The 26,627-nt window shown below is 67.5% G+C and carries 17 protein-coding genes, 1 tRNA gene and 1 pseudogene; 6 read left to right on the top strand and 13 right to left on the bottom strand.

Annotated elements, in window-relative coordinates:
- Positions 1-48: 48 nt before the first annotated feature.
- From DES44_RS05325 to DES44_RS05315, 3 genes are all read right to left on the bottom strand, one after another.
- A tRNA-Val gene (locus tag DES44_RS05325) sits at positions 49-125 on the bottom strand.
- Positions 126-227: 102 nt separating this feature from the next.
- A complete protein-coding gene (locus DES44_RS05320; protein ID WP_058935898.1) occupies positions 228-2,501 on the bottom strand; it encodes a RelA/SpoT family protein in 2,274 nt (757 codons plus the stop codon).
- Positions 2,502-2,572: 71 nt separating this feature from the next.
- On the bottom strand, positions 2,573-3,445 hold the full coding sequence (locus DES44_RS05315; RefSeq protein ID WP_058935899.1) for an alpha/beta fold hydrolase: 873 nt from the start codon (positions 3,443-3,445) through the stop codon (positions 2,573-2,575).
- Positions 3,446-3,493: 48 nt separating this feature from the next.
- Here DES44_RS05315 and DES44_RS05310 point away from each other — a divergent pair, with 48 nt between their 5' ends.
- Positions 3,494-4,276 (top strand): 3-hydroxybutyrate dehydrogenase, encoded by a 783-nt coding sequence (locus tag DES44_RS05310; protein WP_058935900.1) that lies wholly within the window; start codon positions 3,494-3,496, stop codon positions 4,274-4,276.
- 157 nt (positions 4,277-4,433) lie between these two features.
- On the opposite strand, the gene DES44_RS05305 is transcribed toward DES44_RS05310, so the two are convergent.
- On the bottom strand, positions 4,434-5,174 hold the full coding sequence (locus DES44_RS05305) for an SIMPL domain-containing protein (RefSeq protein ID WP_232309808.1): 741 nt from the start codon (positions 5,172-5,174) through the stop codon (positions 4,434-4,436).
- Between the two features lie 170 nt (positions 5,175-5,344).
- Between DES44_RS05305 and ompR the strand changes: the two genes are divergently transcribed.
- Together ompR and DES44_RS05290 are read left to right on the top strand one after the other, a co-directional pair.
- On the top strand, positions 5,345-6,073 hold the full coding sequence (gene ompR, locus DES44_RS05300) for an osmolarity response regulator transcription factor OmpR (protein ID WP_058935902.1): 729 nt from the start codon (positions 5,345-5,347) through the stop codon (positions 6,071-6,073).
- Between the two features lie 270 nt (positions 6,074-6,343).
- On the top strand, positions 6,344-7,669 hold the full coding sequence (locus tag DES44_RS05290) for an ATP-binding protein (RefSeq protein ID WP_058935903.1): 1,326 nt from the start codon (positions 6,344-6,346) through the stop codon (positions 7,667-7,669).
- Positions 7,670-7,760: 91 nt separating this feature from the next.
- Here DES44_RS05290 and ispF read toward each other — a convergent pair whose 3' ends face one another.
- From ispF to DES44_RS05275, 3 genes are all read right to left on the bottom strand, one after another.
- Entirely contained in the window at positions 7,761-8,252 is a 492-nt protein-coding gene (ispF, locus tag DES44_RS05285) for a 2-C-methyl-D-erythritol 2,4-cyclodiphosphate synthase (RefSeq protein ID WP_058935904.1), read from the bottom strand.
- A gap of 34 nt (positions 8,253-8,286) precedes the next feature.
- Entirely contained in the window at positions 8,287-9,093 is an 807-nt protein-coding gene (locus DES44_RS25485) for a hypothetical protein (protein ID WP_232309809.1), read from the bottom strand.
- Positions 9,094-9,360: 267 nt separating this feature from the next.
- On the bottom strand, positions 9,361-10,200 hold the full coding sequence (locus tag DES44_RS05275; protein WP_083525727.1) for an IspD/TarI family cytidylyltransferase: 840 nt from the start codon (positions 10,198-10,200) through the stop codon (positions 9,361-9,363).
- 642 nt (positions 10,201-10,842) lie between these two features.
- Here DES44_RS05275 and DES44_RS05265 point away from each other — a divergent pair.
- On the top strand, positions 10,843-11,880 hold the full coding sequence (locus DES44_RS05265; RefSeq protein WP_058935905.1) for an RNA methyltransferase: 1,038 nt from the start codon (positions 10,843-10,845) through the stop codon (positions 11,878-11,880).
- Between the two features lie 189 nt (positions 11,881-12,069).
- On the opposite strand, the gene DES44_RS05260 is transcribed toward DES44_RS05265, so the two are convergent.
- Together DES44_RS05260 and DES44_RS05255 are read right to left on the bottom strand one after the other, a co-directional pair.
- A complete protein-coding gene (locus DES44_RS05260) occupies positions 12,070-17,271 on the bottom strand; it encodes a YDG domain-containing protein (protein WP_083525728.1) in 5,202 nt (1,733 codons plus the stop codon).
- A gap of 75 nt (positions 17,272-17,346) precedes the next feature.
- On the bottom strand, positions 17,347-18,792 hold the full coding sequence (locus tag DES44_RS05255; RefSeq protein WP_058935907.1) for a ShlB/FhaC/HecB family hemolysin secretion/activation protein: 1,446 nt from the start codon (positions 18,790-18,792) through the stop codon (positions 17,347-17,349).
- 522 nt (positions 18,793-19,314) lie between these two features.
- Between DES44_RS05255 and mfd the strand changes: the two genes are divergently transcribed.
- Together mfd and serB are read left to right on the top strand one after the other, a co-directional pair.
- The gene (gene mfd, locus DES44_RS05250) at positions 19,315-22,830 is read left to right on the top strand and encodes a transcription-repair coupling factor (RefSeq protein ID WP_058935908.1); all 3,516 of its coding nucleotides are present in this window, start codon (positions 19,315-19,317) and stop codon (positions 22,828-22,830) included.
- A 63-nt stretch (positions 22,831-22,893) separates the two neighbouring features.
- Entirely contained in the window at positions 22,894-23,601 is a 708-nt protein-coding gene (gene serB / locus DES44_RS05245; protein WP_058935909.1) for a phosphoserine phosphatase SerB, read from the top strand.
- A gap of 125 nt (positions 23,602-23,726) precedes the next feature.
- On the opposite strand, the gene rraA is transcribed toward serB, so the two are convergent.
- The 4 genes and pseudogenes from rraA to DES44_RS05225 form a co-directional block, all read right to left on the bottom strand.
- Positions 23,727-24,251 (bottom strand): ribonuclease E activity regulator RraA, encoded by a 525-nt coding sequence (rraA, locus tag DES44_RS05240; protein WP_058935910.1) that lies wholly within the window; start codon positions 24,249-24,251, stop codon positions 23,727-23,729.
- Positions 24,252-24,303: 52 nt separating this feature from the next.
- Entirely contained in the window at positions 24,304-24,540 is a 237-nt protein-coding gene (locus DES44_RS05235) for an RNA-binding S4 domain-containing protein (RefSeq protein ID WP_058935911.1), read from the bottom strand.
- Positions 24,541-24,544: 4 nt separating this feature from the next.
- The gene (locus DES44_RS05230; RefSeq protein WP_058935912.1) at positions 24,545-26,284 is read right to left on the bottom strand and encodes a thiamine pyrophosphate-binding protein; all 1,740 of its coding nucleotides are present in this window, start codon (positions 26,282-26,284) and stop codon (positions 24,545-24,547) included.
- 120 nt (positions 26,285-26,404) lie between these two features.
- Positions 26,405-26,627, bottom strand: a pseudogene (locus DES44_RS05225) (NADPH-dependent FMN reductase); the annotation flags it as partial.

Here is a 26,627-nt window from a genome sequence, read left to right as displayed (position 1 = left end):
GACGACAAAAAGCCCGACACGAAGCGGTTCGTGTCGGGCTTGGTATTCTGGTAGGCGCAATTGGATTCGAACCAACGACCCCCACCATGTCAAGGTGGTGCTCTAACCAACTGAGCTATGCGCCTGAAGAGCTTCGCAGTATAGCCCGGAAATTAACCCTGTGCGAGAGAACTTCAAGCTTTGCGCGATTAGCGTACCAGACATGCTTGGGCGCCTCATCGGGCACATCAGCGCCGACGTGCACTCCGCACCCCCGGCACCTGCACCAGCGCCGCCAGGGTTTGGTTCAGTCGCTGGGCATCGCTCACCTCCACGGTGAAACTCATGCGAGACAAATCCGACCGTGCCGGCTTGCCCTTGCCACTTTGCTGGTTCACCGCAATCACGCTCAACTTGTCCTTGGCAAACAGCTCCAGCACGTCCCGGAGCAGTCCGGTGCGGTCGACCGCCTCCACCACCAGGTCCACCGGATATTGCGGGGCCTTGCCCGCCTTGTCCGACGCCGGCTCCCCCCAGGCCACGGCAATGACACGCTCCGGCGCACTGCGAGCCATCTCGCGCAGATTGGCGCAGTCGGACCGATGGATGGCCACGCCCTTGCCGCGCGTCACATAGCCGGTGATGGCATCGGGCGGTGCCGGCCGGCAGCAGCGCGCCAGGCTGGTCAGCAGCGAGTCCACGCCCACCACCAGCACGCCGCCCTTGGGCGCCCTGCCCTCGGCGGCCGGTCCGCGGGTGTGCCGCAGCGCCAGCATTTCGTCTTCGTCGGTCTCCGGCACGGGCGGGCGCAGCAACGTCTCGATGTTGCGCAGCGAGTATTCGTCCTTGCCCACCACCTCGAACAAGGCATCGGCATTGCGAAAGCCCAGCCGCCCGGCCAGATCTTCCAGCTTGATGGCCGTCTTGCCTTCGCGCTGCAGCAGCTTTTCCACCAGCTCGCGGCCCTTGGCAATGGTCTGGGCCTGCGCCTGGGCATTGAACCAGGCCCGCACCTTGGCCTTGCTGCGCGCGCTCTGCAGGTAGCCCAACTCGGGGTTGAGCCAGTCCAGGGACGGGCCGCCTTCCTTCAGCGCCACGATCTCCACCGTCTGCCCGCTCTTGAGCGGCGTGTTCAGCGGCACCATCTGCCCGTCCACCTTGGCGCCGCGGCAGCGGTGGCCGAGGTCCGTGTGCAAGGCGTAGGCGAAATCCACCGCTGTCGCATTGGCGCACAGCTCCACCACATTGGCCTGCGGCGTGAACACGTAGATGCGGTCGTCGAAGGCGGGACCGCTTTCGGCGATGAAGTCGCGCTCCCACGCCAGCAGTTGCCGCAGCACCGCCTTGCGGGCCTGCGCCACCTGCTCTTCGAATTCCCCGGCGGCCGTGACACCGGCATAGCCCTTGGTGCCGGCTTCCTTGTAGGCCCAGTGGGCCGCCACACCGTGCTCCGCATGTTCGTGCATGGCGCGGGTGCGGATCTGCACCTCCATGGGCCGACCATCGGCCGCCACCACCACCGTGTGCAACGACTGATAGCCATTGGGCTTGGGCCGCGCGATGTAGTCGTCGAACTCGCCATCGACCGGCTGGTACCACTCATGCAGGCGGGCCAGCACGGCGTAGCAGTCGGCCACCTCGGGCACGATCACCCGCAAGGCGCGCAGGTCAAACACCCGCTCCAGCGTCAGCCCCTTGCCACGCATCTTCTTCCAGATGCTGTAGAGATGCTTGGGCCGCCCCTGCACTTCCGCCTGCAGGCCCTGGGCGCGCAGCTGCTGCTCCAGCGAGGCCCGCACCGCCTCCACCGACTGCTCGCGCTCCACCCGCTTCTCATGCAGGCCCTTGGCCAACTGGTGGTAGTGCTCGGGCTCGAGGAAGCGGAAGGACAGATCTTCCAGTTCCCACTTGATCTGCCAGATGCCCAGCCGGTTGGCCAGCGGCGCGAACACCTGCAGCGATTCCGCCGCCAGTTCACGCGGGCAACTCGTCTTGCTGGCGGCGAACCAGCGCAGCGTCTGCAGACGCGAGGCCAGACGCAGCAGCACCACCCGCAGGTCCCGCGAGAAGGCCAGCAGCATCTTGCGCACCAGCTCGGTCTGCTCCTGGCGGCGCTGGTCCTCGACCTTGGCTTCGCGCGCCGCCCGCTGGATCTGCACCAGCCGGCGGGTATGGCTCACCAGGCTGGCGTCACTCTCGCCAAAGGCCTTGGCCACGATTTCTTCGGGCTTGTTGAGGTAGTCGCCCGCGTAGACGAGGTAGGACGCCGCCCGCATGGACGGCGCAGCGCCCACCCCGGCGAGGATGGCAGCCACGCCGTCGGCATGCTCCAGCGCCGGCTCGCCGGTGTCCAGGACATGGCCGGCCAGCAGCGGCTCGGCAAAGGCGCGGGCGCGCTGGATGGGATCGACCGTTTCGGTGCGCATCGGCTGGGCCGCCGGCAAGCGGCTGGGCAGATCGCCATCGAGCAGGGCCACGATCGGGGCGGCCTGCTCGGCCCGTAAGCCCAACTCTGTCTTCATAACGCCAACTTCATACTGCTAGGGCCGGCGGTCCGCCACGCCGCCCAAGCGCAGCGCGCAGACCGTCATGATCAACGCCGGCCTTCCTCCAGGAAGGCCTCCACAACGGCGATCTGGTCCTCGGTCACCAGGGTCGGCGCGTGACCGACGTGGGCAAACTCCACCACCCGGGCCCTCGGGCCGCGCAGCGTCATGGCCTGCGCGGTGGCGGCGGACAGCAGATCGGACTCGGTGCCGCGCAGCAGCAGCGTCGGACACCGTACGGCGTCATAAGCTGCCCACAGCTGGGCCTCGCCGGCCTTGGCCAGCTCCGGCGTCAGGCCGGCCAGGCCCTGGCCGATGCGCGGGTCGTAATGCAGGCGGCAACGATCACCGTCCGCCTTGAACATGGCGCGGGAGAGCTGCAGCCACTGCTCGTCGGTGTGAGGCCCAAAGCCTTCCGAGATGCCACGCAGGTATTCAGCGCCCTGCTGGCAGTTCTCAAACTGGGGCGCGCGGCCCAGATAACCGGCGATGCGCTGCAGCGCCACGAATTCGATGGTGGGCCCCACGTCGTTGAGGATGAGGCGTCCGACCGGGCTGGACGGCATGGCCGCCAGGGCCAGTCCGATCAAGCCCCCCATGGAGGTGCCCAGCCAGTCCACCTGGGAGACGCCCAGGCGTGCCAGCAGCGTGACCATGTCCGACACATACTGGGGCAACTGATAGTTCCGCGGATCGCCCAGCCAGTCGGACTCCCCGCGACCCACCACGTCCGGGCAGATGACGCGGTAGCGGTCGCTCAGGCGGCGGGCCACGGCGTCGAAGTCCCGTCCCTGGCGGGACAGACCGTGCACGCACACGAGTACGCGAGGGTTGTCAGCCTGGCCCCACTCCCAGTAGGCCATCTGATGCAGGCCGCAAGGGCTCAGCGCCTGGACTTTTTTCAACAAGGGTTCAGACATCGCTCGTATCCTTTGTGCCCATCCTAACAACCCTGAAGAGGACCTGGCATGTTGAAAGGCAAGACAGCATTGGTGACCGGCTCCACGAGTGGAATCGGCTTGGGGATTGCCCTGACACTTGCGCGACAGGGCGCCCATGTGGTGCTCAACGGCTTTGGAGATTCCGAGGGGCCCCGCAAGGACGTCCAGGACGCAGGCAAGGATCACGCCATACGGGTCGGCTACCACGGTGCCGACATGAGCAAGCCTGCCGACATCGAGGCCATGATGGCCTACATCGACCAGGATTTCGGCGGCTGCGACATCCTGGTGAACAACGCCGGCATCCAGTTCGTCGCCAATGTGGAGGATTTCCCCACCGAGAAGTGGGACGCCATCCTGGCGATCAACCTCTCCAGCGCCTTCCACACCATGCGGCTGGCCCTGCCGGGTATGAAGAAAAAGCAGTGGGGGCGGATCATCAACATCGCATCCACCCATGGCCTGGTGGCATCGGCCGGCAAGTCGGCCTATGTGGCGGCCAAGCATGGCCTGCTGGGGCTGACCAAGTCCGCAGCGCTGGAGACCGCGACGCTGCCGGTGACGGTCAATGCCATCTGCCCGGGCTGGGTGCTCACGCCCCTGGTGCAGAAGCAGATCGACGCCCGGGCGGAGAAGGAAGGGCTGGACCCGGCGGAGGCCAAGCGGCAACTGCTGGCGGAGAAGCAACCGTCGCTGCAGTTCACCACGCCGGAGGAGCTGGGCGCGCTGGCGGTGTTCCTGTGCTCGGATGCCGCTGTCAACGTGCGCGGTCAGGCCTGGGCGATGGATGGGGGCTGGACGGCGCAGTGAGCGTACATCCAGTCCTGACGCCAAGCGTGACGCCAAGCGAGCAGCGGCTCGCAGAGAACCGCGGCGGCCGCTGACGGGACCGCACCGGGACCGGCGGGTTCTGGACGGAACAGCGCCGGCCCCTGCGGCGCTGCCCGTCCGGGACCCGGCGCTCGGATCAGCGCGTCATCACGACGTTGCCGTTGACGCTCACCGTCACGGTGGTCTTGCCGGACTCGACCGGCAGGGCCATGTCCGCCGACGGCGCAGCCATCGTCTTGAAGCGGGCCATGCCCACCATTTCCGGTGCGCCGCCCTCGGTGTTCACGCTGACTTCACCGATCTGGAAGCCGCGATAACCGAATTGCTGCACATACATGCCAGCCTTGGTTTTGTAGTTGGTGATGGCATCGGCCACCACGCTCTGCTCGGCCTTCTCCCGTGCTTCACGGGACAGCCCATAGCTCACATTGGCAATGCTCAAGCTGGTGATGCGGCTGGTCAGCTTGGAGATGGTCTCCATGTCTCGCCCCTTCACCACAACTTCCACACTGCCTTGCCAGCCCGTGATCTGCGGCGCGTTGTTGGCGCTGCTCACGCGGCTTTGGCCGTAGCGCGGGTACACCGACAGAGAGCCCGCCTGCACGTCCACCTGACCGGGCTTGGCCACCTTGCGGGCTTCCGCCAGCGCGGCTTCCAGCGCCTGCTTCAGCTCCGTTTGCACCGCGCCGGCTTCCTTGCCTTCGCGCGTGGTGGAGAAGGTCAGCGAGAGCATGTCGCGCGCCACCTCGATACTGGCCGAGGCTTGAAGGTTCAGCACGTCCGTGCGGGGCCCGGCGGTCTGCGCCTGGGCCCACGGGGCCGCCACAGCGGCTGCCAGCAGCGTGCCCATCACCAGCCAGTGTTGCTTTCGTGTCATGCGGGATCCTCAAAAGTCAGGGGTAACCAGCATAACGATGTCGAAGCCTGCCAAGGATCACCGTCCGCGTTACATAAGTTGTAACTAAGCCGTAAGGGCTGCTGCATCCCGCAAACAAGCCGAAAAAACGGGCTTACAGTGCCGCTGTTACAAATTCAGGAGTGGCCGCCATGCAGAGCAGCACCCGCCCCAACCGCGTCCTGGTCGTGGACGACGATGCACGCATTCGCGACCTGCTGCGCCGGTATCTGGCGCAAGAGGGATTTGAAGTCTTGCTGGCCGAGGACAGCAAGGCGCTGAACAAGCAGCTGACCCGAGAGACGGTCGATCTGATCGTGCTCGATCTGATGCTGCCCGGTGAGGATGGTCTGTCCATCTGCCGCCGCCTGCGTGCGGCTGGCGACAGCACGCCGATCATCATGCTGACGGCCAAGGTCGAGGAAGTGGACCGCATCGTCGGTCTGGAAGTCGGCGCGGACGACTACCTGGCCAAGCCGTTCAATCCCCGCGAACTGCTGGCCCGCATCAATGCGGTGCTGCGCCGTCGTCCGCCGCCGGAAGCGCCGGGCGCTCCGTCCAAGGAGCCGATGACGGTGAACTTCGGCCCGTTCGAATTCGACCTGGCCCTGCGCCGTCTGTCGAAGAACGGCGAGCCGGTGCCGCTGACGACGGGCGAGTTCTCGATGCTCAAGGCGCTGGTCCGCCATCCGCGCCAGCCGCTGTCGCGCGACAAGCTCGCCATGCTGGCCCGCGGCCGTGAGTTCGAACCGTTCGACCGCAGCCTGGATGTGCAGGTCTCCCGTCTGCGCAAGCTGTTGGAAGAAGATCCGGCGCAGCCGCGTTTCATCCAGACCGTGTGGGGCGTGGGCTACGTGTTCGTGCCGGACGAAGCGGCCTGATCCCAACGGATCAGCCCCGCACCGGCTGGCGCCGCAGGCACCCGACCCCGGTTGTTGACCGGGGCGGCCTGGCAGGCGGAGCCCGCTGGGGGCACAGGGCCCATCGGACCGATGGGTCCCACTGGACCGATAGGACCGACATGGCCGACTGGCGCCACTGGACCTGACCGGCCCGACCGACCGCTCGAAGCGCCCCGCTCAGGGATGGTGGGGGTGGCCCCGGCCTCCCCCGCTCGACCAACGTAGACCGACGGAAAGCATTCACCCGCCGTGACTCCACCCCGCTTAGCGCTCAACCTCTTCTGGCGAACCTTCGCGCTGCTGGCCCTGCTGCTGGCCGCTGGCGTGCTGGCCTGGCAACAGACCTTCAAGGCGCTGGAGGCCGAGCCCAAGGCCCTGGAAGCTGCGCAGCAGCTGGCCGGACTGGTCAACCTGTCGCGCGTGGCGCTGTCCAGCACCGATTCCATCAACCGCGTCGCGGTGGTGAAGTCGCTGGCGCGCAGCGAGGCGGTGCAGGTGGAGGTCGCCGAAACCACCGACCGCTGGATGCCCTACGAGAACACGCCGTTCGCCCAGCGCCTGCGCAAGGAGCTGGTCTCGCGGCTGGGCCCGCAGACGGTGCTGGCCAGCGGCCTCAATGGCGTGCCGGGACTGTGGGTGCGGTTTGATGTGGGGCCGGACCAGTTCTGGCTGCAAACCAATCCCGCACCGCTGCAGGCCAACATGTCCAGCAACTGGTGGTGGATCGTCATCGCGCTGGGGGCGTCCCTGCTGGGTGCGGCGGCCATCGCGCGGCTGATCAACCAGCCGCTGCGGGAACTGTCGATCGCCGCCAGCCGCATCCGCGAGGGGGAATATGACTCCCGGCTGGATGAAAGCACCCTCACCAGCGAGATCCGCGAGGTGAACATGGGCTTCAACCGCATGGCGCGCGAGCTGGCGAAGATGGAAGAGGACCGCAGCGTGATGCTGGCGGGCATCTCCCATGACCTGCGCACGCCGCTGGCCCGTCTGCGGCTGGAAGCGGAAATGAGCGTCACCGACGAGCAGGCGCGCCAGTTCATCGCGCAGGACATCGACCAGCTGGACGCCATCATCAACAAGTTCATGGACTACGCCCGCCCCAGCGAGCTGCAGCTGACGGCCATGAACCTGCGGGAGCTGGTGGAGCGTGAAGCCCAGGGCTTCCGCGATCCGGCGCAGATCCAGATCAGCGTGCGGCTGTCCGCGGCGCTGCGCATCTGGACGGACCCGACCGAGTTCGGCCGCATCCTGCTCAACCTGTTCGAGAACGCTCGTCGATATGGCCGACATGCCGATGAGCCGGCGCGGGTGGAAGTCACGGCAGAAGCGGACAGCGCGTGGGTGCTTCTGACGGTGCGGGACCACGGTCCAGGCGTGCCGCCGGACAAGCTGGCCAAGCTGACGACACCGTTCTACCGCGGCGACAGCGCCCGCACGGCGGCCACTGGCGCCGGGCTGGGGCTGGCGATTGTCGAGAAGTCGATTCAGCGACTGGGCGCCCAGCTGCGCCTGACCAACGCGGAAGACAGCGGGTTCGTGGCGCAGTTGCGCCTCAAGCGGGCGAATCCCTGATGTTGGTTTGCGGCGTTCGTCGCGCTATGCAACCAGGTAGTGCAGCCGCGCTATGGGGCCACGCGATGGAGCCGCGCGTTGCGGCCACCGTTCACTTCGGTGCTGCCACCAGCAAGCAGACCGCGCGGGCCTCGATCGCCCGCAGCTCCCCCACCGGCCCCATCTTCTCCGCCGTCTTGGCCTTCACATTGATCTGCTGCGCGTCGATGCCCAGCACCTCGGCCAGGCGCTGGCGCATCGCCGGGATGTGCGGTGCCATCTTGGGCGCCTGAGCAATGATGGTGCTGTCCAGGTTGCCGATCACCCAGCCGGAGTCCTTCACCCGCCGATAGGCTTCGGCCAGCAGCACCATGGAGTCCGCACCCTTGAATTCGGCGGCGGTGTCGGGAAACAGCTTGCCGATATCACCGAGTGCGGCGGCACCCAGCAGCGCGTCCGTGATGGCGTGCGCCAGGGCGTCCGCGTCGGAGTGGCCCAGCAGGCCGTGGGTGTGCGGAATGGTCACGCCGCCCAGGATGAGCGGGCGGCCGGTGACCAGAGCGTGGGTGTCCCAGCCTTCACCGATTCGGAATGGAGCTTGCATAAGTGGGGTGGAGAAGTTCTTGAAGTGGATTCTGTCAGCCTTGGGCGGGAACGTCCTGCACCGCTGCCGATGCTGGGGCCGCCAACCAGGACCGGCGCTTGAGCAGGAACACCACCGCGCCCACCGGCAAGGCCACGCTCAGCAGCAGCGGGGTGTAGGCAGACCCCTGCATGAACCCCGCGCCGAGCACCAGGAATGCGAGCAGTTGGACATTGATCGCGCCCGAGGTCCAGTTCAGCGTGAACTGCACCAGGCCCACGGCTATGAACAGGTACCACAGGGCTTTGCGCTTGGGCACCGGCGTGCGGTAGCAGATCACCAGCGTGGTGAGGATGAACAGCGGCACCAGCACGCTTAGCCCCAGCATGAGGAGATGCAGCGGCCCCTTGCCCGCCAGCGAAAAGGCATGGACGGCACGTTCGGACTGCGCCATCGGGTTCACGTGGACGCCTGCAATCAGCAACTGGCCCGCTTTGCGATAGAACATCACCTGCGCCACCATCCATTGGTCGTCGTACTCGTATTCGTAGGCGAAGGAATACTGAACACCCGTCTTCTGATGCAGCGTGTTGAAACCAATCAGCTGGACATGCTTGGGCGTGCCGGCGGGAATGTGGTTGGCGACTTCAACGAGTTGCGCGGCAGTGGCCGGCGTCTGCAGTGTCGGGTCCAGATGGGCCTGCACCGAGGCAAAGTCTCGGGCGGCCAATTGCGCGATCACCTGCTGGCCCTGCGCCGCTTCTTCTTGCGGGGCCATCGCTTCAATCGCCTTCTGGGCGTTGCAGCCCGCCATGAGTGCCGCCGTCATGACCATGAGGCAGCAGAGACGAATCAATGTCATAGAAAACTCGTGTGAGAGACGGCCCGCTGTGTGAGGCGCGAGGGGGTTGCTTGGGACGTTGATTTGAGCGTTGGTTGAGCGTTGGTGTGGGCGTCGGTCTGGGCCTTGGCCTTAGCCTTGGCCTGGGCGTCGGTCTGGGCCTTGGCTTGGGCGTCGGCCCGGGCGCTAACCTGGGCCTCGGCCTGGGCGCTAACTTGGGCGTCGGCCGGGGCCTCTGAGCGGGCGAGGCCCTTCGCCGTACTGGCGACGAGAGGGTTGATGGACGTCTCAGCGACTGCGCAGCAATCGCTCGGCCAGAGCGAAGTCGGCAGGCCAGGTCACCTTGAAATTCTCCATCGATGCTTCCACCAGTAGCGGCTGATGCCCCATGGCTTCCACCGCACTGGCCTCGTCCGTCACGCCCTCCAAGCCTGCGGCCAGCGCGGGCGCCAGCAAACCGAGCCGGAACATCTGCGGCGTCTGTGCGGCCCACTTCCCCCGACGATCAACGGTGCTGGCGACCCTGGGGAGGCCGGTGGTGGTGGTTGCAGCGGTTGCAGCGGTTGCAGCGGTTGCAGCGGTTGCAGCGGTTGCAGCGGTTGCGGCGGTTGCGGCGGTTGCGGCGGTTGCGGCGGTTGCGGCGGTTGCGGCGGTTGCGGCGGTTGCGTCCTTGAGCGTATCTGCCACGGGCAGCGCCAGCAAACCGCCGACTTCATCGTCTTGGCAGGCGTCGATCAGCCGATCCACCCAGCCCGGCTGCAGCAGGCAGCGCGCGGCATCGTGCACCAACACCCAGTCATGCGGCGCAACGCCATGCTCGCGCAGCACCTGCAGGCCGTTCGCGACCGTCTCGGCCCGCGTGTCGCCCCCACAGCGCGCCACCCAGGACCGGGGTCCGGTGAATCCAGGCGCGGCTTGCTCAAACTGGTCGTCCTCCGGGGACAGCACCACAAGGGTCGCTTCGATCCGTGGCACCGCCGCCAAGGCCGTCAACGTGTGGGCGATCATCGCCTGCCCGGCCAGCGGCACATACTGCTTGGGACGATCCGCACCGGACCGGCTGCCGACACCTGCCGCGGGCACCAGCGCAAAACATCGAGGCACCACGCCTATCGGAAAGTCGCTCATGGGGCGTAATTGTGCCCCGGCTCCAGGGCGATGGCCGTGCGGCGCAGCTGGGTCATCGGCACTGGGGAATCGGCGCTGGATATCGGCGCCGGATATCGGCACTGGGACAGCGTTGCTTGGGCAGCGGCGCTGGAGGATCGGCACCGAGGCATCGGCACCGGGGCATCGGCACCGGGGAATCGGCTCTGGCATATCGGCTCTGGGATATCGGGGTTGGGATATCGGCTAAGGCATATCGGCTCAGGGATATCGGCGTTGGGATATCGACGTTGGGATATCGGCGTTGGGACGTCGCTGCTGAGGCAGCGGCGCTGGGCCATCGGCGCCGGGACATCAGCCTTGGGCAAATGGTGCTGGGGAATCGACCCGACGCCGAATCGCCGCCGGAACTCGCGCCCTCCTACGTTGGCAGCAGCAGTGGGCGCTCGATGAGGCGGCCTCGCCCGCCCTGCCGCGCCCTGCCCGGCCAGCCCCGACAAGCACCATGTCGATCAAGAAGGCCGGCGCCTGCGGTGCCATTTCAGGGAGAATTCAGGACTGCCGGTTGCGCGGAACCCGCCCCGTGCGCGAGGCTCGACGCGTCGCCCCTCGACCGCTGCTCCCCGCTCTCCATTTCCCAATCTTCTTCGGACCCGCGCCACCGTGTTCTCCATCGCCGACCTCGAGCAACGCCTGACCGCCCTGGGCGCCAATCCCGCCCATCGCCAGCGGGTGCTGCGCCACTGGGTGCAGGCGCTGCCGCTGACGCAGGGCCGGCGTCAGCTGGAGCACTTCCTGCCGCAAGCCGTTCGCGACGCCCTGCCCGCCTTGATGGCCGAGCTGGAGGGGCTGGCGACCTTGATGGAATCGCATCCCGGCGCGGATGGCTCGGCACGCCTGCTGGTCAAGCTTCAGGACGGCCAGACCGTTGAAAGCGTGCTATTGCCGCGCGACGGCCTGTGTGTCTCCAGCCAGGTCGGCTGCGCCGTCGGCTGTCAGTTCTGCATGACCGGCCGGGACGGATTGATCCGGCAGGTCTCCAGCGCCGAGATCGTCGCCCAGGTGGCCCTCGCCCGCCAGCAGCGCCCAGTGAAGAAGGTGGTGTTCATGGGCATGGGGGAGCCATCCCACAACCTGGAAGCAGTGATGGAAGCGATCGAGCTGCTGGGCACCGTGGGCAACATTGGCCACAAGAATCTGGTGTTCTCCACGGTGGGGGATCCGCGGGTCTTCGAACGCCTGGCGCGAGGCCCTGTGAAACCGGCCCTGGCGCTGTCGCTGCACACCACCAAGGACGAGCTGCGCCGCGAACTGCTGCCCCGCGCCCCGCGGTTGAGCCCGGCGGAGATCGTGCAGGCCGGTGAGCGCTATGCGCGGGAGACGGGCTACCCCATCCAGTACCAATGGACGCTTCTGGACGGCGTCAATGATGGTGACGACGAGCTGGACGCCATCGTGGCGCTGCTCAAAGGCAAGTATGGGGTGCTGAACATGATTCCGTACAACAGCGTGCCGGAACTGCCCTTCCAGCGTCCCGATTGGGACAAGGCACGAGACATCGCCCGCCGGCTGCACCAGCGAGGCGTCCTGACCAAGCTGAGGGATTCAGCAGGTCAGGACGTCGATGGCGGCTGCGGCCAGTTGCGGGCACGGGCGGCCCAGCCAAGACGACGCACGGTGACGATCCAGCCGGTGCCTTGAGGCTGGTGCCCTGAGGCCATTGCTTTTAAACCGCTGCCATCGACAGCGAGGGGCCGTCACTGCCGAGCGCTGGAACCCTCAGCGAAGGTCGTGCCCACAAGCAGCGCCGGTTGCTGAATGCATCACCGCCGGCAGCGAGATCCGCTGCCGGCGGTAGCCGGCCTGCGCCCTATTGCGCCCTATTGCGCCCTAATGCGCGCCGCCCAGCCGCTGCGCCGGCACGTGAATGCCGCCCTCACGCACCACCAGGGCAGCCCGCGTCGGCGCGACCGACGCCTGCGCCATCACCGGCTCTGTCGCCCACGACCGCTGGGCCAGGCTCTGGGATGCACAGCCCGGCTGCGCGGCGCCCGTGCACAGCCATTGCCCGCTGGCCCCCGGGAGCGGCAAAGGCGTGTTCACCACCGCCGCCAGGCTGAGCGTGGGAACGCTCAGGACGTAGTTGCCAGCGCCCGGCCCCTGGATCGTCAGAGAGGACAGCGTGGCCGCCCGCGCCAGCTCATCGGTCCGTCCCCAGGTCAGCGACCCGGCCACGACCTGCAGCGGATCCACGGCCAATGCATCGTGACTGATGGCAATGGCTTGAGGACGCAGCGACTGGCTGAACTCGACCGATGCAGGCGCACTGACGTGCAGCACCCGCGGCTGGATGCTGGCCGTCGTCTGCCAGCTCGGGGTCTCCAACTGGTAGTTGCCTGCATCGGCGCCGCTCAGTTGCCAGTACGAGGCCGTCACGGTCTTGTCGCGACCTGCGTTGGCATCCGCAAACTGACTGACGCCACCGACCAGCTGCAGGTCGTCTCCGCTCAACCGGTCGTCCTTGAAGGTGACGGAGGCATCGCGTTGTCCGTCATAGTTCTTGTCCGACGCGGTCAGGCCCACCTTCAGCAGACGCGGCGTGACGGAGGCCGTGGTGGTCAGCGGCTGATCGGTCACCCGATAGTTGACCGCATCGTCACCGCTCAGCCGGACGCCCGTCACCGTTACCGTCTTGTTCTGGCCGACATGGCGGTCATTGAATTCGCCGGTCAGCGCCACCGTCAGCAGGTCTCCCCTCACCCGGTCATCGCCGCCCGCAGACACCTGCGCCTGCACCGTCTGGTCATAGACCTTGTCCAGCGCGGCCAACTGAGTCAGCGTCAGCAGGCGCTGCTGGATCGCGGCCTGGGTGGTCGCGCCGACCGCGTCCACCCGGTAGTTGCCCGCGTCAGCGCCGTGGAGCGCCACATCGGTGACGGTCACCGTCTTGCCGCTGCCGGCCATTCGGGAATCGAAGCTGGCGGTGGTGGCCACCGTGACAGCGTCCCCCGCCACACGATCGTCGGACCCGAACACGGCACGGGCGTCGCGCGTGCCGTCATAGACCTTGTCGCTCGCCGACAGTTGGCTCAGCGTCAGCAGACGGGGGTCGATGGTGGCGCGGGTGCTGTGGCCTTCAAAGTCGGCCACGTAGTTGCCGGCATCCGCGCCGGACAGCGTCACGCCGTCCACCGTCACGCGCTTGTTGCTGCCGGCCTGCTTGCTCTCGAACTGGCCGGTCGCGCTCACCTGAACGTCGTCCCCGGCCACGCGGTCATTGCGGCCATAACGGATCTGCGCCGCGCGGGTGCCGTCGTAGGTCTTGTCCTGGGCCTGCAGATCGCTCAGGGACAGCACTCGGCGGGCGATGTCAGCGGTCGTGGAGAGACCCGAAGCCCTCACGATGTAGTCGCCGGCATTGGCGCCGGACAGTGCAATGCCCTGCACCTCCACGCGCTTGCCGGTGCCGGCCTGCTTGGTGTCAAAGCTGCCGGTGGCAGTGAGCGTCAGGTCGTCGCCAGCCACCCGGTCGTCCGCCCCGATCACCACCTGGGCCGCCCGGGTGCCGTCGTAGACCTTGTTCTGGGCGACCACCTGGCTGACCGTCAGCGCCCGTCGGCTGATGCTGGCGGTGGTCTCGCGCACGGCAGGCTCGATGCGGTAGTTGTCGGCGTCCACGCCTCCCAGCGCCAGCTGCGTCACCGTGACACGCTTGTTGCTGCCCGCGTGGGCGTTGTCGAACTGGCCATTGGCGAGCACGGTCAGCTGATCGCCGGCCACGCGGTCGTCGCCCGCGAAGCGGACGGTGGCCCGCTGAGTGCCGTCATAGACCCGGTCGGCAGCGATCAGGCCGCTGAGGGTCAACTGGCGCTGGAAGATGCTCGCTTGCGTGCGGTCCTCCGCCAGGGACACGACATAGTTGCCGGCATCCGCACCGCTCAGGGCGGCACGGGCGGTGACGGTCTTATTGCTGCCCGCGCGCTTGTCATCAAAGGCGCCGGTGGCCGTGACCACCAGCTGATCCCCGGCCACGCGGTCATCCCGGCTGAAACTCACGTTCGCAGTGGCCTGGCCATCGTAGGTCTTGTCCTGCGCCCGCAAGCCGCTCAGGGACAGGGCACGGCGCTCGATCGTGCCGGTGGTGCTCAGCCCGGTGGCCGTGACGGTGTAGTCCCCGGCATTGGCACCGGACAGAGCAATGCCCTGCACATCGATGCGCTTGCCGCTGCCCGCCTGCTTGTTGTCAAAGCTGGCGGTGGCGCTCAGGTGCAGGTCGTCGCCCGCGACCCGGTTGTCGGTACCGAACAGCACCTGGGCGGTTCGGGTGCCGTCATACACCTTGGTCTGCCCGGTGACCTGGCTGACGGTCAGGGCCCGCTGCGTGATGGACGCGACGGTCTCGCGCACGGCAGGGTCGATGCGGTAGTTGTCGGCATCGGCGCCGGCCAGCGCCAGTTGGGTCACCGTCACGCGCTTGCCGTTGCCGGCGTGCGCGTTGTCGAACTGACCGCTGGCCACCACGTCCAGTTGGTCGCCCGCCACCCGGTCATCGCCGCTGAACCGCACATCGGCGCGCAGCGTGCCGTCAAAGACGCGGTTGGCGGCGGCCAGTCCGGACAGGGTCAGGCGCCGCTGCGCAATGCTGGCGCTGGTGACGTCTTCGGCCAGCGCGACGAAGTAGTTGCCGGCATCGGCGCCCCCCAGGCTCACGCTCTGCGGCTGCACTTGCACGCGCTTGCCGCTGCCAACGTTCTTGCTGGTGAACTGGCCTTGTGCCGCCACGGTGAGGGTGTCGCCGGCGATGCGGTTGTCCTGGGCGAAATTGACGGTCGCGGCCGTCGTGCCGTCGTAGGTCTTGTCGCTGGCGGTCAGGCCGGCGAGCACCAGTTCGCGGCGTGTAATCGCGGCCTGGGTGGTCAGCGCCGACGCGTTCACCGTGTAATTGCCAGCGTCCGCGCCGCCCACCGCCAGGTTGCTGATCGTGACGCGCTTGCCGGTGCCGACATTCTTGTTGTCGAAGGCTGCTGCCCAGCTCAGCGTCAGTTGGTCGCCCGCCACCCGGTCGTCGGCCCCGATCCGCGCCGTCGCCTGCGTGCTGCCGTCGTAGATCTTGTCGGACGCGCTCAGCTGACTCACCTGCAAGGTGCGGCGGGTGATGTCCGCCACCGCGTTGACCGTCAGGGCCCGACCCGCCTTTTGCAGCGTGCTGCTTCGCTTCGCATCCGCCGTATCAAAGCCGGCCAGGGCCAGGTTGCCGGTCACGGCCTTGCCCGTCCCTGCGGCCTTGTCGGCGAATTGGCCACTGCTCGACAGGGTCAGGTTGCTGGACGACAAGGTCAGGCCGTTGACCACCGGGGTGGTCATCACCGCCGCGACGGTGCCGTCATACACCTTGTTGCTGGCCTTGATCGTGCCGGAGAACGCGGCCGAGTCCACCGCCAGCGCGCCTGCCTGAACGCGGGTGAGGGTCATCCCGCCGGCGTCGGTGGCACTGGTGTCTCCATCCACGATCAGGTTCACCGCCGCCTTGGAGGTCAGGGACGAGCCCGTGCCCATGGTGAGGGCACCACTGCCCTGTTTGCGGTCCGCCTTCAGGTCAGAGTCCTGGGCATTGGCCACCACGGTCAAGGAAGCCTTGCCGACGTCCACCGCACCGTTGATCAGCACGGAACGACCGGCGATGAGGGACAGCCCACGGCTGCCCTTGGACGCCGTCAACGCGGTGTTCACCTCCACATCGCTGGTACCGCGCAGGACCACATCCTGCCCGCTGTCCACCCAGGAGGACACCTGCGCGGCGCGGATCTTGTTGCTGCCATCGACCGTGTCCAAGGTGATGGTGGGAGCGGTGAAGACCAGCGCACCGCCCTGCCCGCTGGCCGGGACGAAGTTGCCCGCCGACACGTCCAGGCTCTTGCCCGCCGACGCGGTGACCTCCCCGCCCTGACCAGGTGCCGTTCCGGCGGCACTAACCGCGCCAGCCACCTGCACCGTATCGGGCGCTTGCAGCGCGATGCGTCCGCCCGTGGCACCCGTGGCCAGGACGGAGGCCGCCTTGCTGATGTTCAGCGTGGTCGCGGCGTCCACCCCCACCGTGCCGCCGCGGCCTTCGCCGCTGGACGAGGCAGCGGCCGAGAGCTTGCCCGACAGCGTGACCGTGCCCGAGGCGATCGACAGCTCCCCGCCCTCCAGTGACCCGTCGGACACCACGGTGCCGCTGATGGCGATATCCCCTTGCGGTGCCGTCAGCCGCACACGCCCACCGGGTTCCTGCGTCACGCTGCTGGCATTGAGGATGCCGGACTGATTGATGGTCACGGCCTTGAGGCTGCTGTCGCCGCTGGCGGTCAACAGCACCTGTCCCGACGGCGCAATGACCGACCCGCTGTTGTTGATGACCGCCTTGGCCGCATCCCCTTGCACGCGCAGCTGGATCGGCCCGCCGAGTTGCAGCGTGACGTCGTTGCCCGCCGCCAGCGCGGCCGTGCCATGGGGGCCCGCATGCAGCGACCCTTCGTTGCCCACCTCGTTGGCGATCAGCGCGATATAGGCATCACCGGCCTCCGTACTGGTGACGATGCGACCCTTGTTGATCACGCTGCCGGTGGACTTGCCGGTGAACCGATAGGCGCCGCTGAGGAAATCGTCGTCGTTCAAGTCCAGGGTGGACGCCACCAGGCTGCCCAGCGACACATTGGCGCCGGACGTCACCAGCACGCCGTTGGGGTTGATGAGGAACACCCGACCGTTGGAGGCCAGGGTGCCGGCAATCGTGCTCACGTCCTTGCCCGTCACGCGGTTCAGCGCGACCGCATTCTGAGAGGGTTGCACGAAGGTCACCGTCTTGCCGGCCTCGACGCTGAAGTCGGTCCAGTTGGTGATCAGCTTCTGGGTGTTCTGCTTGATGGTGACGGCATTCGTGGTGCGGGTGATGTCGGCTTGGCCGGACACCACCGTGGCCGTGCCTGGCAGCGCCTGCGCCATGGCTTGGCTGAGCAGGGACAGCGCGAACAGGCCGCCGAGGCAGGAGGACGACATGGCGAGCGACGCAGGCGTGCGGGCGCGCCGGGCACCGGGGTGGAGAACTGTCATGGAGAACCTTTTTCAATGAATCGAGAAGCGCCAGGCCAGTCCTGGCGCAGTGTGAAAGACATCAGCGGGGAGGACTCAGATCCGATAGCCCACGCTCAGCCAGAACTGGACGGCGCCGGCACCGGGATCGGACTGAGGCGCGTCGCGTCCAGGCCCGATCCGCCAGCCGGCGGTGCTCTGGACCTGCCAGGGGCCGCTGCTCATGCGCAGCCCCAGTCCTGCGCCGGACATCGTGCGGTTGTTGGGGCTGTCGTCCCAGCGCTGGTGATGGAGGGTGACGCGTCCCGCATCGAAGAAGACGAAGGGCTCAAAGAGGCCGATCTGGCGCCGGACCTCCAACTGCGCCAGCGCACCATCGTCTCCACTGCCCTCGGACGTGGGCCAGGCCCGCACGCCGCCCGGACCGCCCAACACCCATTTTTTGGACGGGTCCAGATTGCGGTTCCCCACCTGTCCAGCCACGCGCCCGAAGAAGGTCCAGTCACCCACCGGTCGCAGCAGGGAAGCGTCCGCGCCCAGCAGCAGATAACTGCCAGCCGTCTGCGCAGTCAGCGCGTCGCCCTGGCGGGAGAGCTCGTCCTTGATCTTGATGCGCCCCGCCTCGGCGGACACCCGTCCCCACAGCACACCGCCGCCGGACAGCCATTGCGTGCCCTGCAGGCTGTTGACCCAGGCGACGGCAGAGCGGCTGTCTTCCGTGTCGAACAGACTTTGGCGATTGGCGATCTGCTGCGTTTGGAGACCCGACTGCCACAGCACCCGGCGCGCCTGGGAGACCTTCAGGGGTACTGTCAGCGTGCCGGACACGGTGGTCACCGTGCCACTCGCGCCGAGGACCTCGAATTCACGCCCGAGCTGGTAGCGGCTGAAGCCGGCGCCCAGGTCCAGACGCAGGCCCTGCGTGCCCAGCGGCAGTGAATAACCCGCCTGGGCTTGCCCACCGCCCTGGTCGCCGGTGCCCGCGGCCAGCGTGAGCTGATCACCCAGCATCAGCCACCGATTCAGGGAGACCGAGCCCACCAGGCGTTGGCGGCCTGCATAGCGATTGCCGTGGTTGTCCAGCTGGACGCTGGCGCCCCAGGTCCGGTCCGGCTGCACATCGACCGAGACATCGGCCTCGCCCACCGACGCGCCAGGAGAGAGCGTGGCCACCGCACGCACGCCGGGCAACTCGGACAGCAGCAGCATCTGCCGCTCCAGTTCCGGACCGATCGGGGTGCCGGGCTTGAGCGGGGTCATCCATCCGGCGGCCTCGCTGGCCAGCGGACCTTGGCTGGTCACCTGACCGTAACGGCCTTCGAGCACACGGATCACCAAGGTGCCGTCGCTCAGCTCCTGAGGCGGCAGGTACGCCACCGCATACGGGCGCCCGGCCTGCTGCACGGCCCATTGCACCTGCCGGGCCAGGGCCTGCATCTGCGCCAGGGTCAGGCCGGTGTCGGGCAGCGGGCCGAGCATCGCCTCCCAGTCCGCGTCCGGAATGACGGTGCAGCCCTCCACCACCACGCGGGCAATGGGCACGGCCCTGGATGGCGCAGTGGGGGATGAAGACAGGCGCGGGTCGACGGGCGCCGGCAGGTCCTGCGGGCGCTGGGGCGCAGGCTGGGGCGTGCGGTCCTGGCGGAGCAGGCCGGCATCCGGGGGCAGGGTTTGCGACAGAACGGTCAGGGGCAGCGCGGCCAGAAGTGCCGCGACGAGGGGTAGGCACCGGGGCTGCAAGCCCCCGGACGAAAGGCCACGGGACGGAAGGCCACGCGACGAAGGAGCCAGGGAGAAAGCGGGCGAAAAAGCAGGCGAAAACGCGACAGTCACAGAGGAGGCATGCGGAGTTGTGGATGACGGTCATTCTGAAAACTTGCCTCGTCCGCACCCATTGCCTGCATCGGTAGGTTCTTGCACCACGCCCACCGAAACCCGCACCAGATGCCTTCGTCCAAGGCAGGAACCTCGACCTCCGTTCGCCCACCCCTGCCCGCACACGGCTTGCCCACACTCCCTACAATCCCGTCACGCCCCTTCCGGGGCTGTCCTTATTTGTGCGCTATGCAGCTGTCTTCCATCGCTCCCGGTAAACGCTTCACCCAACCCCGCCCCATCGGTTCCGCCGACGCGCTGTTGCTGGCCACCTTTGCCCAGCAGCAGATGGCCGCCGGTCGCCTGACCGTGGTGGTGACCGCCGAGCCGGGAGACACCCAGCGGCTGGAAGATGAACTCAAGTTCTTTGCGCCAGGGCTGCGCGTGGCCGTGTTCCCCGACTGGGAAACCCTGCCCTACGACAGTTTCAGTCCGCACCAGGACCTGATCTCGGAGCGTCTGGCCACGCTGTGGCGCCTGCTGCAGGCCAACGGCAAAGGCGTGGCCGAGCGCGACCTGGATGTGGTGCTGCTCCCGGCCACCACCGCCCTGACCCGCCTGGCGCCGCCGTCCTTCCTGGCGGCCACCACCTTCAACTTCAAGCAGAAGCAGCGGCTGGACGAATCCGCCTTAAAGCAGCAGCTCACGCTGGGCGGCTACCAGCATGTGAGCCAGGTCGTCTCGCCCGGCGAATATGCGGTGCGCGGTGGCCTGATCGACCTGTTCCCGATGGGCTCGACCGTGCCCTACCGCGTCGACCTGTTCGGCGACGAGGTGGACTCCATCCGCGTCTTCGATCCGGACAGCCAGCGCAGCCTGTACCCGGTGCCGGACGTGCGGCTGCTGCCCGGCCGCGAGTTCCCGATGGACGAGGCCTCGCGCAAGGCCTTCCGCGCCCGCTGGCGCGAGAAGATGGACGGGGACCCGACCCGGTCGCGCATCTACAAGGACATCGACACGGGCCTGGCCACCGCCGGCATCGAGTACTACTTGCCGCTGTTCTTCGACCAGGTCGCCAGCCTGTTCGACTATCTGCCGTCCGAGGCGGGCCTGGTGCTGCATGGCGAGGTGGACGAAGCGCTGCAACGCTTCTGGACCGACACCCGCGAGCGCCACCGCTTCCTGCAGCATGATCCCGAGCGGCCCATCCTGCCGCCGGAAGAGATCTACCTGCGGCCCGAAGATTTCTACGCCGCCACCCACCGCCACGCCGTGCTGTCGGTGCGAGGCCGCGAGCCGGTGGACTATGCGCGGCCGCTGCCCGACGTGAGCGTGGAGCGTGGTGCGCAGGAACCGCTGGCGCGCCTGGCCGGCCATCTGAAGAGCACCTCCCACCGCGTGCTGCTGCTGGCCGAGAGCGAAGGCCGCCGCGAAAGCCTGCTGGAGCTGCTGCGCGACAACAAGATCGATCCGCCCTCGGTCAAGGACCTGGCCGAATTCCTGGCGGGCGACGAGCGTTTTGCCATCACCGCGGCGCCGCTGGCGGCGGGTTTCAGCTGGGTGAATCCGGCGGTGGCAGGGACCGCACCGGCGCCTGCCGCGGGGGACGCGGGTGACGCAGGTGACGCCCCCATCCTGCAGCTCTTCACCGAGACCGAGCTCTTTGCCACCACCCCCACCACCCGTCGGCGGCGCAAGCAGGAGCAGATCAGTGACGTCAATGCGCTAATCAAGGACCTCTCCGAACTCAAGGTCGGGGATCCGGTGGTGCACACCAACCACGGTATCGGCCGATACCTGGGGCTGATCAACATCGACCTGGGGGAAGGCCCCAGCGAGTTCCTGCATCTGGAATATGCGGACAAGGCCACGCTGTATGTGCCGGTCGCGCAGCTGCACCTGATCAGCCGCTACACCGGCGTCAGCCCGGAAGAGGCGCCACTGCACAAGCTCGGGTCGGGCCAGTGGGACAAGGCCCGTCGCAAGGCCGCCGAGCAGGTGCGAGACACCGCGGCCGAGCTGCTGAACCTCTACGCCCGGCGTGCCGCCCGCGAAGGCCACGCCTTCCGCTACTCCCCGCACGACTACGAGGCCTTTGCCGCGAGCTTCGGCTTCGAGGAGACCCCGGACCAGCGCGCCGCCATCCATGCGGTCATCCAGGACATGATCAGCCCGCGTCCGATGGACCGGCTGGTCTGCGGCGACGTGGGCTTCGGCAAGACCGAGGTGGCGCTGCGCGCCGCTTTCGTGGCGGTGATGGGCGGCAAGCAGGTGGCGGTGCTGGCGCCCACCACCCTGCTCGCCGAGCAGCACTTCCAGAACATCGCCGACCGTTTCGGCAAGTGGCCGGTCAAGGTGGCGGAAATGAGCCGCTTCCGCTCCGCCAAGGAGATCAAGGCCGCGATGGAAGGCCTGGCGGACGGCTCCATCGACATCGTCATCGGCACCCACAAGCTGCTGTCCGCCGATGTGAAGTTCAAGCGGCTGGGCCTGCTGGTGATCGACGAGGAACACCGCTTTGGCGTGCGGCACAAGGAAGCCATGAAGGCCATGCGGGCCGAGGTCGATGTGCTGACGCTCACCGCCACCCCGATTCCGCGCACACTGGGCATGGCGCTGGAGGGTCTGCGTGACCTGAGCGTGATTGCCACCGCCCCGCAGCGCCGCCTGGCCATCAAGACCTTCGTGCGCAGCGAAAACAGCGGCACCATCCGCGAAGCAGTGCTGCGCGAACTCAAGCGTGGGGGCCAGGTCTACTTCCTGCACAACGAGGTGGATACCATCGAGAACCGCCGCATGAAGCTGCAGGAGCTGCTGCCGGAGGCGCGCATCGTCGTGGCCCACGGCCAGATGCCGGAGCGGGAGCTGGAACGGGTGATGCGCGAGTTCGTGGGCGGCAAGCACAACCTGCTGCTGTGCTCCACCATCATCGAAACCGGCATCGACGTGCCCAGCGCCAACACCATCGTGATCAGCCGCGCCGACAAGTTCGGCCTGGCCCAGCTGCATCAGCTGCGCGGCCGGGTGGGACGATCCCACCACCAGGCCTATGCCTACCTGATGGTGCCGGACATCGAAGGACTGACCAAGCAGGCGGCCCAGCGGCTGGAAGCCATCCAGAACATGGAAGAGCTGGGCTCGGGCTTCTACTTGGCGATGCACGACCTGGAAATCCGCGGCGCCGGCGAGGTGCTGGGCGAGAACCAGAGCGGCAACATGATGGAAGTGGGCTTCCAGCTCTACAACGACATGCTGTCCGAGGCGGTGCGCTCGCTCAAGGCCGGTCGTGAGCCCGATCTGCTCAGCCCGCTGTCCGCCACCACCGAAATCAACCTGCATGCCCCCGCCCTGCTGCCGGACGCGTATTGCGGCGACGTGCATCAGCGTCTGTCGCTCTACAAGCGGCTGGCCACGGCGGACAAGGCCGACCAGATCGATGCGATGCTGGAAGAAATCACCGACCGCTTTGGCAAGCTGCCGCCGCAGGGCCAGACCCTGTTCGACACCCACCGGCTGCGGGTGCTGGCCAAACCGTATGGCGTGCAGAAGATTGATGCGGCCCCCACCGTCATCAACATCAACTTCCGTCCAAACCCGCCGATTGATGCGCTGCGGGTGATTGAGCTGGTGCAGAAGAACCGCAACATCAAGCTGGTGGGCAATGAGAAGCTGCGCATCGACAAGGCCCTGAGTGATCCGAAGGACCGGGCGCAGGCGGTGCGCGAGGTGCTGCGGTTGCTGGGTGCACCCACGACGACGGCATGATGTCTGCAGGGGTGACCGTCAGGTAAGCTGGCGGCTTCTGCGTTTCCCACCGACTGCCCTCTCATGTCCGCCGACTTGTCTCCGCTGGTGCTCCAGAACGTCACCCCGCCGCTGCGCTTGAGCGATTTCCGCCTGGCCGCCTTTGACATGGATTCGACCCTGATCTCCATCGAATGCATCGATGAGATTGCGGACGTGGCGGGCAAGAAAGCGGAAGTGGCGGCCATCACCGAGGCGGCCATGCGGGGCGAGATCACCGATTTCAAGGAAAGCTTGCGTCGCCGTCTGGCCTTGCTCCAGGGGGTGCCGGCAACGGCGCTCGATGAAGTGCTGCATCAGCGCCTTCGTTTCAACCCGGGGGCCGAGACGCTGTGCGCCGCGCTGAAGGCGGCCGGTCTGCGGCTGGTGCTGGTGTCGGGCGGGTTCACCTTCTTCGCCCGGCATGTGGCCCAGCAGCTGGGCATCGACTTCATGCGCAGCAACGAGCTGGAGATCGTGGACGGCCAGTTGACCGGCGGACTGCGCATGCAGGACTGGGGCGACATCTGCGACGGCGAGGAAAAGCGCCGCATGATGCTGGCCTGCGCCGAGCAGATCGGCGCCACGCCGGCCCAGTGCATTGCCGTGGGCGACGGGGCCAATGACCTGATCATGATGGGCGCGGCCGGGCTGTCGGTGGCTTATCACGCCAAGCCCAAGGTCCAGGCCCAGGCGATGGTGGCGATTCAGGACGGCGGGCTGGACCGGCTGCTGACGTTGTTCAGCGCTTGACGCTGTTGCGGCTGATGTTGTTGCGCAGCGGATGCCAACCCAGCAGGTCTATGCGTGAGCTTGGGCCGGCGCCTCAGCTTTAGGCGCCGGAGACAAGCTCCCGGTACGGCGATACCGAAACGGCCTCAATGCGCCGGATGCACCGGCCCCGGCGTGACCACCACACCGTCTTCATCCGCATAGATCCACTCCCCGGGCCGCAGCCAGTGGCCTTCGATCTGCACCGGCACATCCTCCACGCCCTGCCCTCGGCGGTCGGTGGGCATTGGCACATGGCCCAGGGCGAAGATGCCAACCGATGCGGCTTTGAGTTCTTGCAGGTCCCGCACTGCGCCGTGGATCAGCACGCCGGCCCAGCCGTTCTTGGCCGCACTCGCGCCCAGGTTCCCGCCCAGCAGCGCACGCCGCAGCGAGCCGCCGCCGTCCACCACCAGCACACGCCCGGCGCCGAAACTCTCCACCGCGGCCTTGACCAGCGAGTTGTCCTCCAGGCACCGCACCGTCGCGATCGGCCCGGCGAAGCGGTCAAACCCGCCATAGCTGCGATAGAGGCTGCCGGGCAGCCAGCGGATGGCACCGCTGGTGTCGGCCTTGAGCGAATCACAGAGGTCGCAGGTCGAGAAACCGATGCTGGGCGTGGGACTGGTCATCGAAGACTCCGTGCAGGTCGGTCGCTGTGCAGTCAGCGCCGTTGGATGAGGATCAAGGGGCCGCGGCCACCTCGATGCGTTGCCCGGCAAACACCACCACCTGGCCGGCCCGGATCTTGGCCGTCTTTCGCAGTTCGGTGGCGCCGTCCACCTGCACCTGGCCTTCGCTGATCAGGTGGCGGGCGGCACCGCCGCTGTCCACGAGACCGCAGACCTTGAGCAGCTTGTCCAGTTCAATGAACTCGCCGCGGAGGGTGAAGGGGATGAAGGGGGCATCAGAGGCAGACATGGCCTCATTGTCCCCGACCCTGGGCCTGCCGTTCGAGGGCGGTCTCCCGGATTCGGGTCAGCGTGGTGCGGCTGGTGGACACGTCCACCGGCAGTTTGAGGTGGAGCAGCGTCGGTTGCTGGGTGCGCAAGGCTTCCCGCAAGGCCGGTTCCACCGCTTCGGTATGGTCTGCCGTCAGGCCGGCCCAGCCGTAGGCACGGGCGAGCGCGGCGAAGTCCGGGTTGTGCAGGTCGCTGCCGCTGGTGCGGCCGGGATATTCCCGTTCCTGATGCATGCGAATGGTGCCGTAGCTGCCGTTGTCCACCACGAGGCAAATCAGCCGCCGGGCACCATGGGCCATGGCGGTGGCCATCTCCTGCCCGGTCATGAGGAAGTCCCCATCACCGGCGATGTTGACCACCCAGCGGTCCTTCTGCAGCAAGCTGGCCGCGACCGCTGCCGGAAAGCCATAGCCCATCGCGCCACTGGTGGGCGCCAGCTGGGTGCGCCCGCCCTGATGCAAGGCCGGATAGCGGTGGAAGCGGTGCAGCCAGCCGCTGTAGTTACCGGCGCCATTGGTGAAGATCGTGTCTGGCGGCAGCAGCCGGTTGAGCAGCTGGATCACGACGGTCATGTCCATCGGCTGCACCGGCGTGCCTTGCTGGTTGCGCTGGTAGTCGGCATGCGCGGCGGAGGTCCACTCGGTCCACGGCGGGACGAAGCTGTGGTCCGGGCGCAGCGTTTGCAAGGCCAGCGCGGCGACGCTCATGCTGGCGTGGATGACCTGATCGGCAGCATAGACCCGGCCCAGCTCTTCCGCGCCCGCATGCACATGCACCAGTTGCTGATGCGGCCGCGGCGGCTTGAGCAGTTCATACCCGCCGGTGGTCATCTCGCCCAGGCGCGGGCCGACCGCCAGGATCAGGTCCGCCTCCTTCACCCGCTGGGCCAGCGCCGGATTGATGCCAATGCCGACATCGCCCGCATACAGCGCATCCCGGTTGTCGAAGAGGTCCTGGCGACGGAACACACAGGCCACCGGCAGGTGCCAGGTGCGGGCGAAATGATGCAGGGCCTCCGAGGCCTGCGGGGTCCAGCCGCCGCCGCCCACCAGCAGCAAGGGGCGCTCGGCATTCTCCAGCCGGGCCTGCAGGGCCATCAGGTCATGCGGCGACGGCCAGGCCACGGCGGGCGTGACGTGCGGCAGCACGGGCGCCGCGGTGAAGGTGGTCAGCATGTCCTCGGGCAAGGCCAGCACCACCGGTCCGGGCCGGCCCTGCTGCGCGGTGTGGAAGGCCCGGGCGATGTATTCGGGCAGGCGGTCTGCGTCCTGCACCTCGGCCACCCACTTGGCCATGCCCAGGGTGCCGGGTCCGAACATCTGGCGGTAGTCCACTTCCTGGAAAGCTTCACGGTCCCGCTGATCGGAGGCCACCTGGCCGATGAGCAGGATCATCGGTGTGGAGTCCTGGAAGGCGGTGTGCAAGCCGATGCTGGCGTTGGTGGCGCCAGGCGCCCGCGTGACAAGGCAGACGCCCGGGCGGCCGGTCAGCTTGCCGGCGGCCTCGGCCATGAAGGCGGCGCCGCCCTCGTGCCGGCAGGCGATGAAGCGGATGCGCTCTCGATGCTCATGCAGCCCGTCGAGCACCGCGAGATAACTTTCACCGGGGACACCGAAGACGGTGTCCACACCTTGCGCAATGAGGGCCTCGACGAGGGCATGTCCGGCGAGACGCTCGCCGGGGGCGCTGGGGCGGAGGGTCATAGAGCCCGACTGTAGCGAGTGGGCCCCAGAGCGCAAGACCTGTCTCTGCGACAGCAGCGCGGAAACTGATGGGGGCTGACCAGCGCCTCCCCAATTCAGGTGAGGCGAGGTCAGGTCAGGTCAGCGTCCCTTCCGCCACTGGGCCAGTTGCGCCACGCGCTGGCCCAGCAGTTCGGCGGTCTTGAGATCGCCGCTGCGCGGGGCCTCGTCCACGCTGGCATCCGACGGCGAAATCGCCAGCGCACCAGCGGAGCCAGCGGTCCAGTTGATGTCCTCCGGGCCATGCTCCTTCTTGTTGGACGGCATCAGGCCCGTGCCGATCCACAGCTGGCCGTGCTGCTGC

Origin of the sequence: Roseateles depolymerans, assembly GCF_003387155.1 — a bacterium.
Taxonomy (GTDB): Bacteria; Pseudomonadota; Gammaproteobacteria; order Burkholderiales; family Burkholderiaceae_C; genus Roseateles; species Roseateles depolymerans.
The sequence above is the reverse complement of the archived record's forward strand: the minus strand, read 5'-3'. Positions and strand labels throughout refer to the sequence as shown.

Excerpts from the sequence above, each read along its gene's own strand:
- DES44_RS05320 (WP_058935898.1), bottom strand. The coding sequence starts at position 2,501 with ATGAAGACAGAGTTGGGCTTACGGGCCGAGCAGGCCGCCCCGATCGTG.
- DES44_RS05315 (WP_058935899.1), bottom strand. The coding sequence starts at position 3,445 with ATGTCTGAACCCTTGTTGAAAAAAGTCCAGGCGCTGAGCCCTTGCGGC.
- DES44_RS05310 (WP_058935900.1), top strand. The coding sequence starts at position 3,494 with ATGTTGAAAGGCAAGACAGCATTGGTGACCGGCTCCACGAGTGGAATC.
- DES44_RS05305 (WP_232309808.1), bottom strand. The coding sequence starts at position 5,174 with ATGACACGAAAGCAACACTGGCTGGTGATGGGCACGCTGCTGGCAGCC.
- ompR (WP_058935902.1), top strand. The coding sequence starts at position 5,345 with ATGCAGAGCAGCACCCGCCCCAACCGCGTCCTGGTCGTGGACGACGAT.
- ispF (WP_058935904.1), bottom strand. The coding sequence starts at position 8,252 with ATGCAAGCTCCATTCCGAATCGGTGAAGGCTGGGACACCCACGCTCTG.
- DES44_RS25485 (WP_232309809.1), bottom strand. The coding sequence starts at position 9,093 with ATGACATTGATTCGTCTCTGCTGCCTCATGGTCATGACGGCGGCACTC.
- DES44_RS05275 (WP_083525727.1), bottom strand. The coding sequence starts at position 10,200 with ATGAGCGACTTTCCGATAGGCGTGGTGCCTCGATGTTTTGCGCTGGTG.
- DES44_RS05260 (WP_083525728.1), bottom strand. The coding sequence starts at position 17,271 with ATGACAGTTCTCCACCCCGGTGCCCGGCGCGCCCGCACGCCTGCGTCG.
- mfd (WP_058935908.1), top strand. The coding sequence starts at position 19,315 with ATGCAGCTGTCTTCCATCGCTCCCGGTAAACGCTTCACCCAACCCCGC.
- serB (WP_058935909.1), top strand. The coding sequence starts at position 22,894 with ATGTCCGCCGACTTGTCTCCGCTGGTGCTCCAGAACGTCACCCCGCCG.
- rraA (WP_058935910.1), bottom strand. The coding sequence starts at position 24,251 with ATGACCAGTCCCACGCCCAGCATCGGTTTCTCGACCTGCGACCTCTGT.
- DES44_RS05235 (WP_058935911.1), bottom strand. The coding sequence starts at position 24,540 with ATGTCTGCCTCTGATGCCCCCTTCATCCCCTTCACCCTCCGCGGCGAG.
- DES44_RS05230 (WP_058935912.1), bottom strand. The coding sequence starts at position 26,284 with ATGACCCTCCGCCCCAGCGCCCCCGGCGAGCGTCTCGCCGGACATGCC.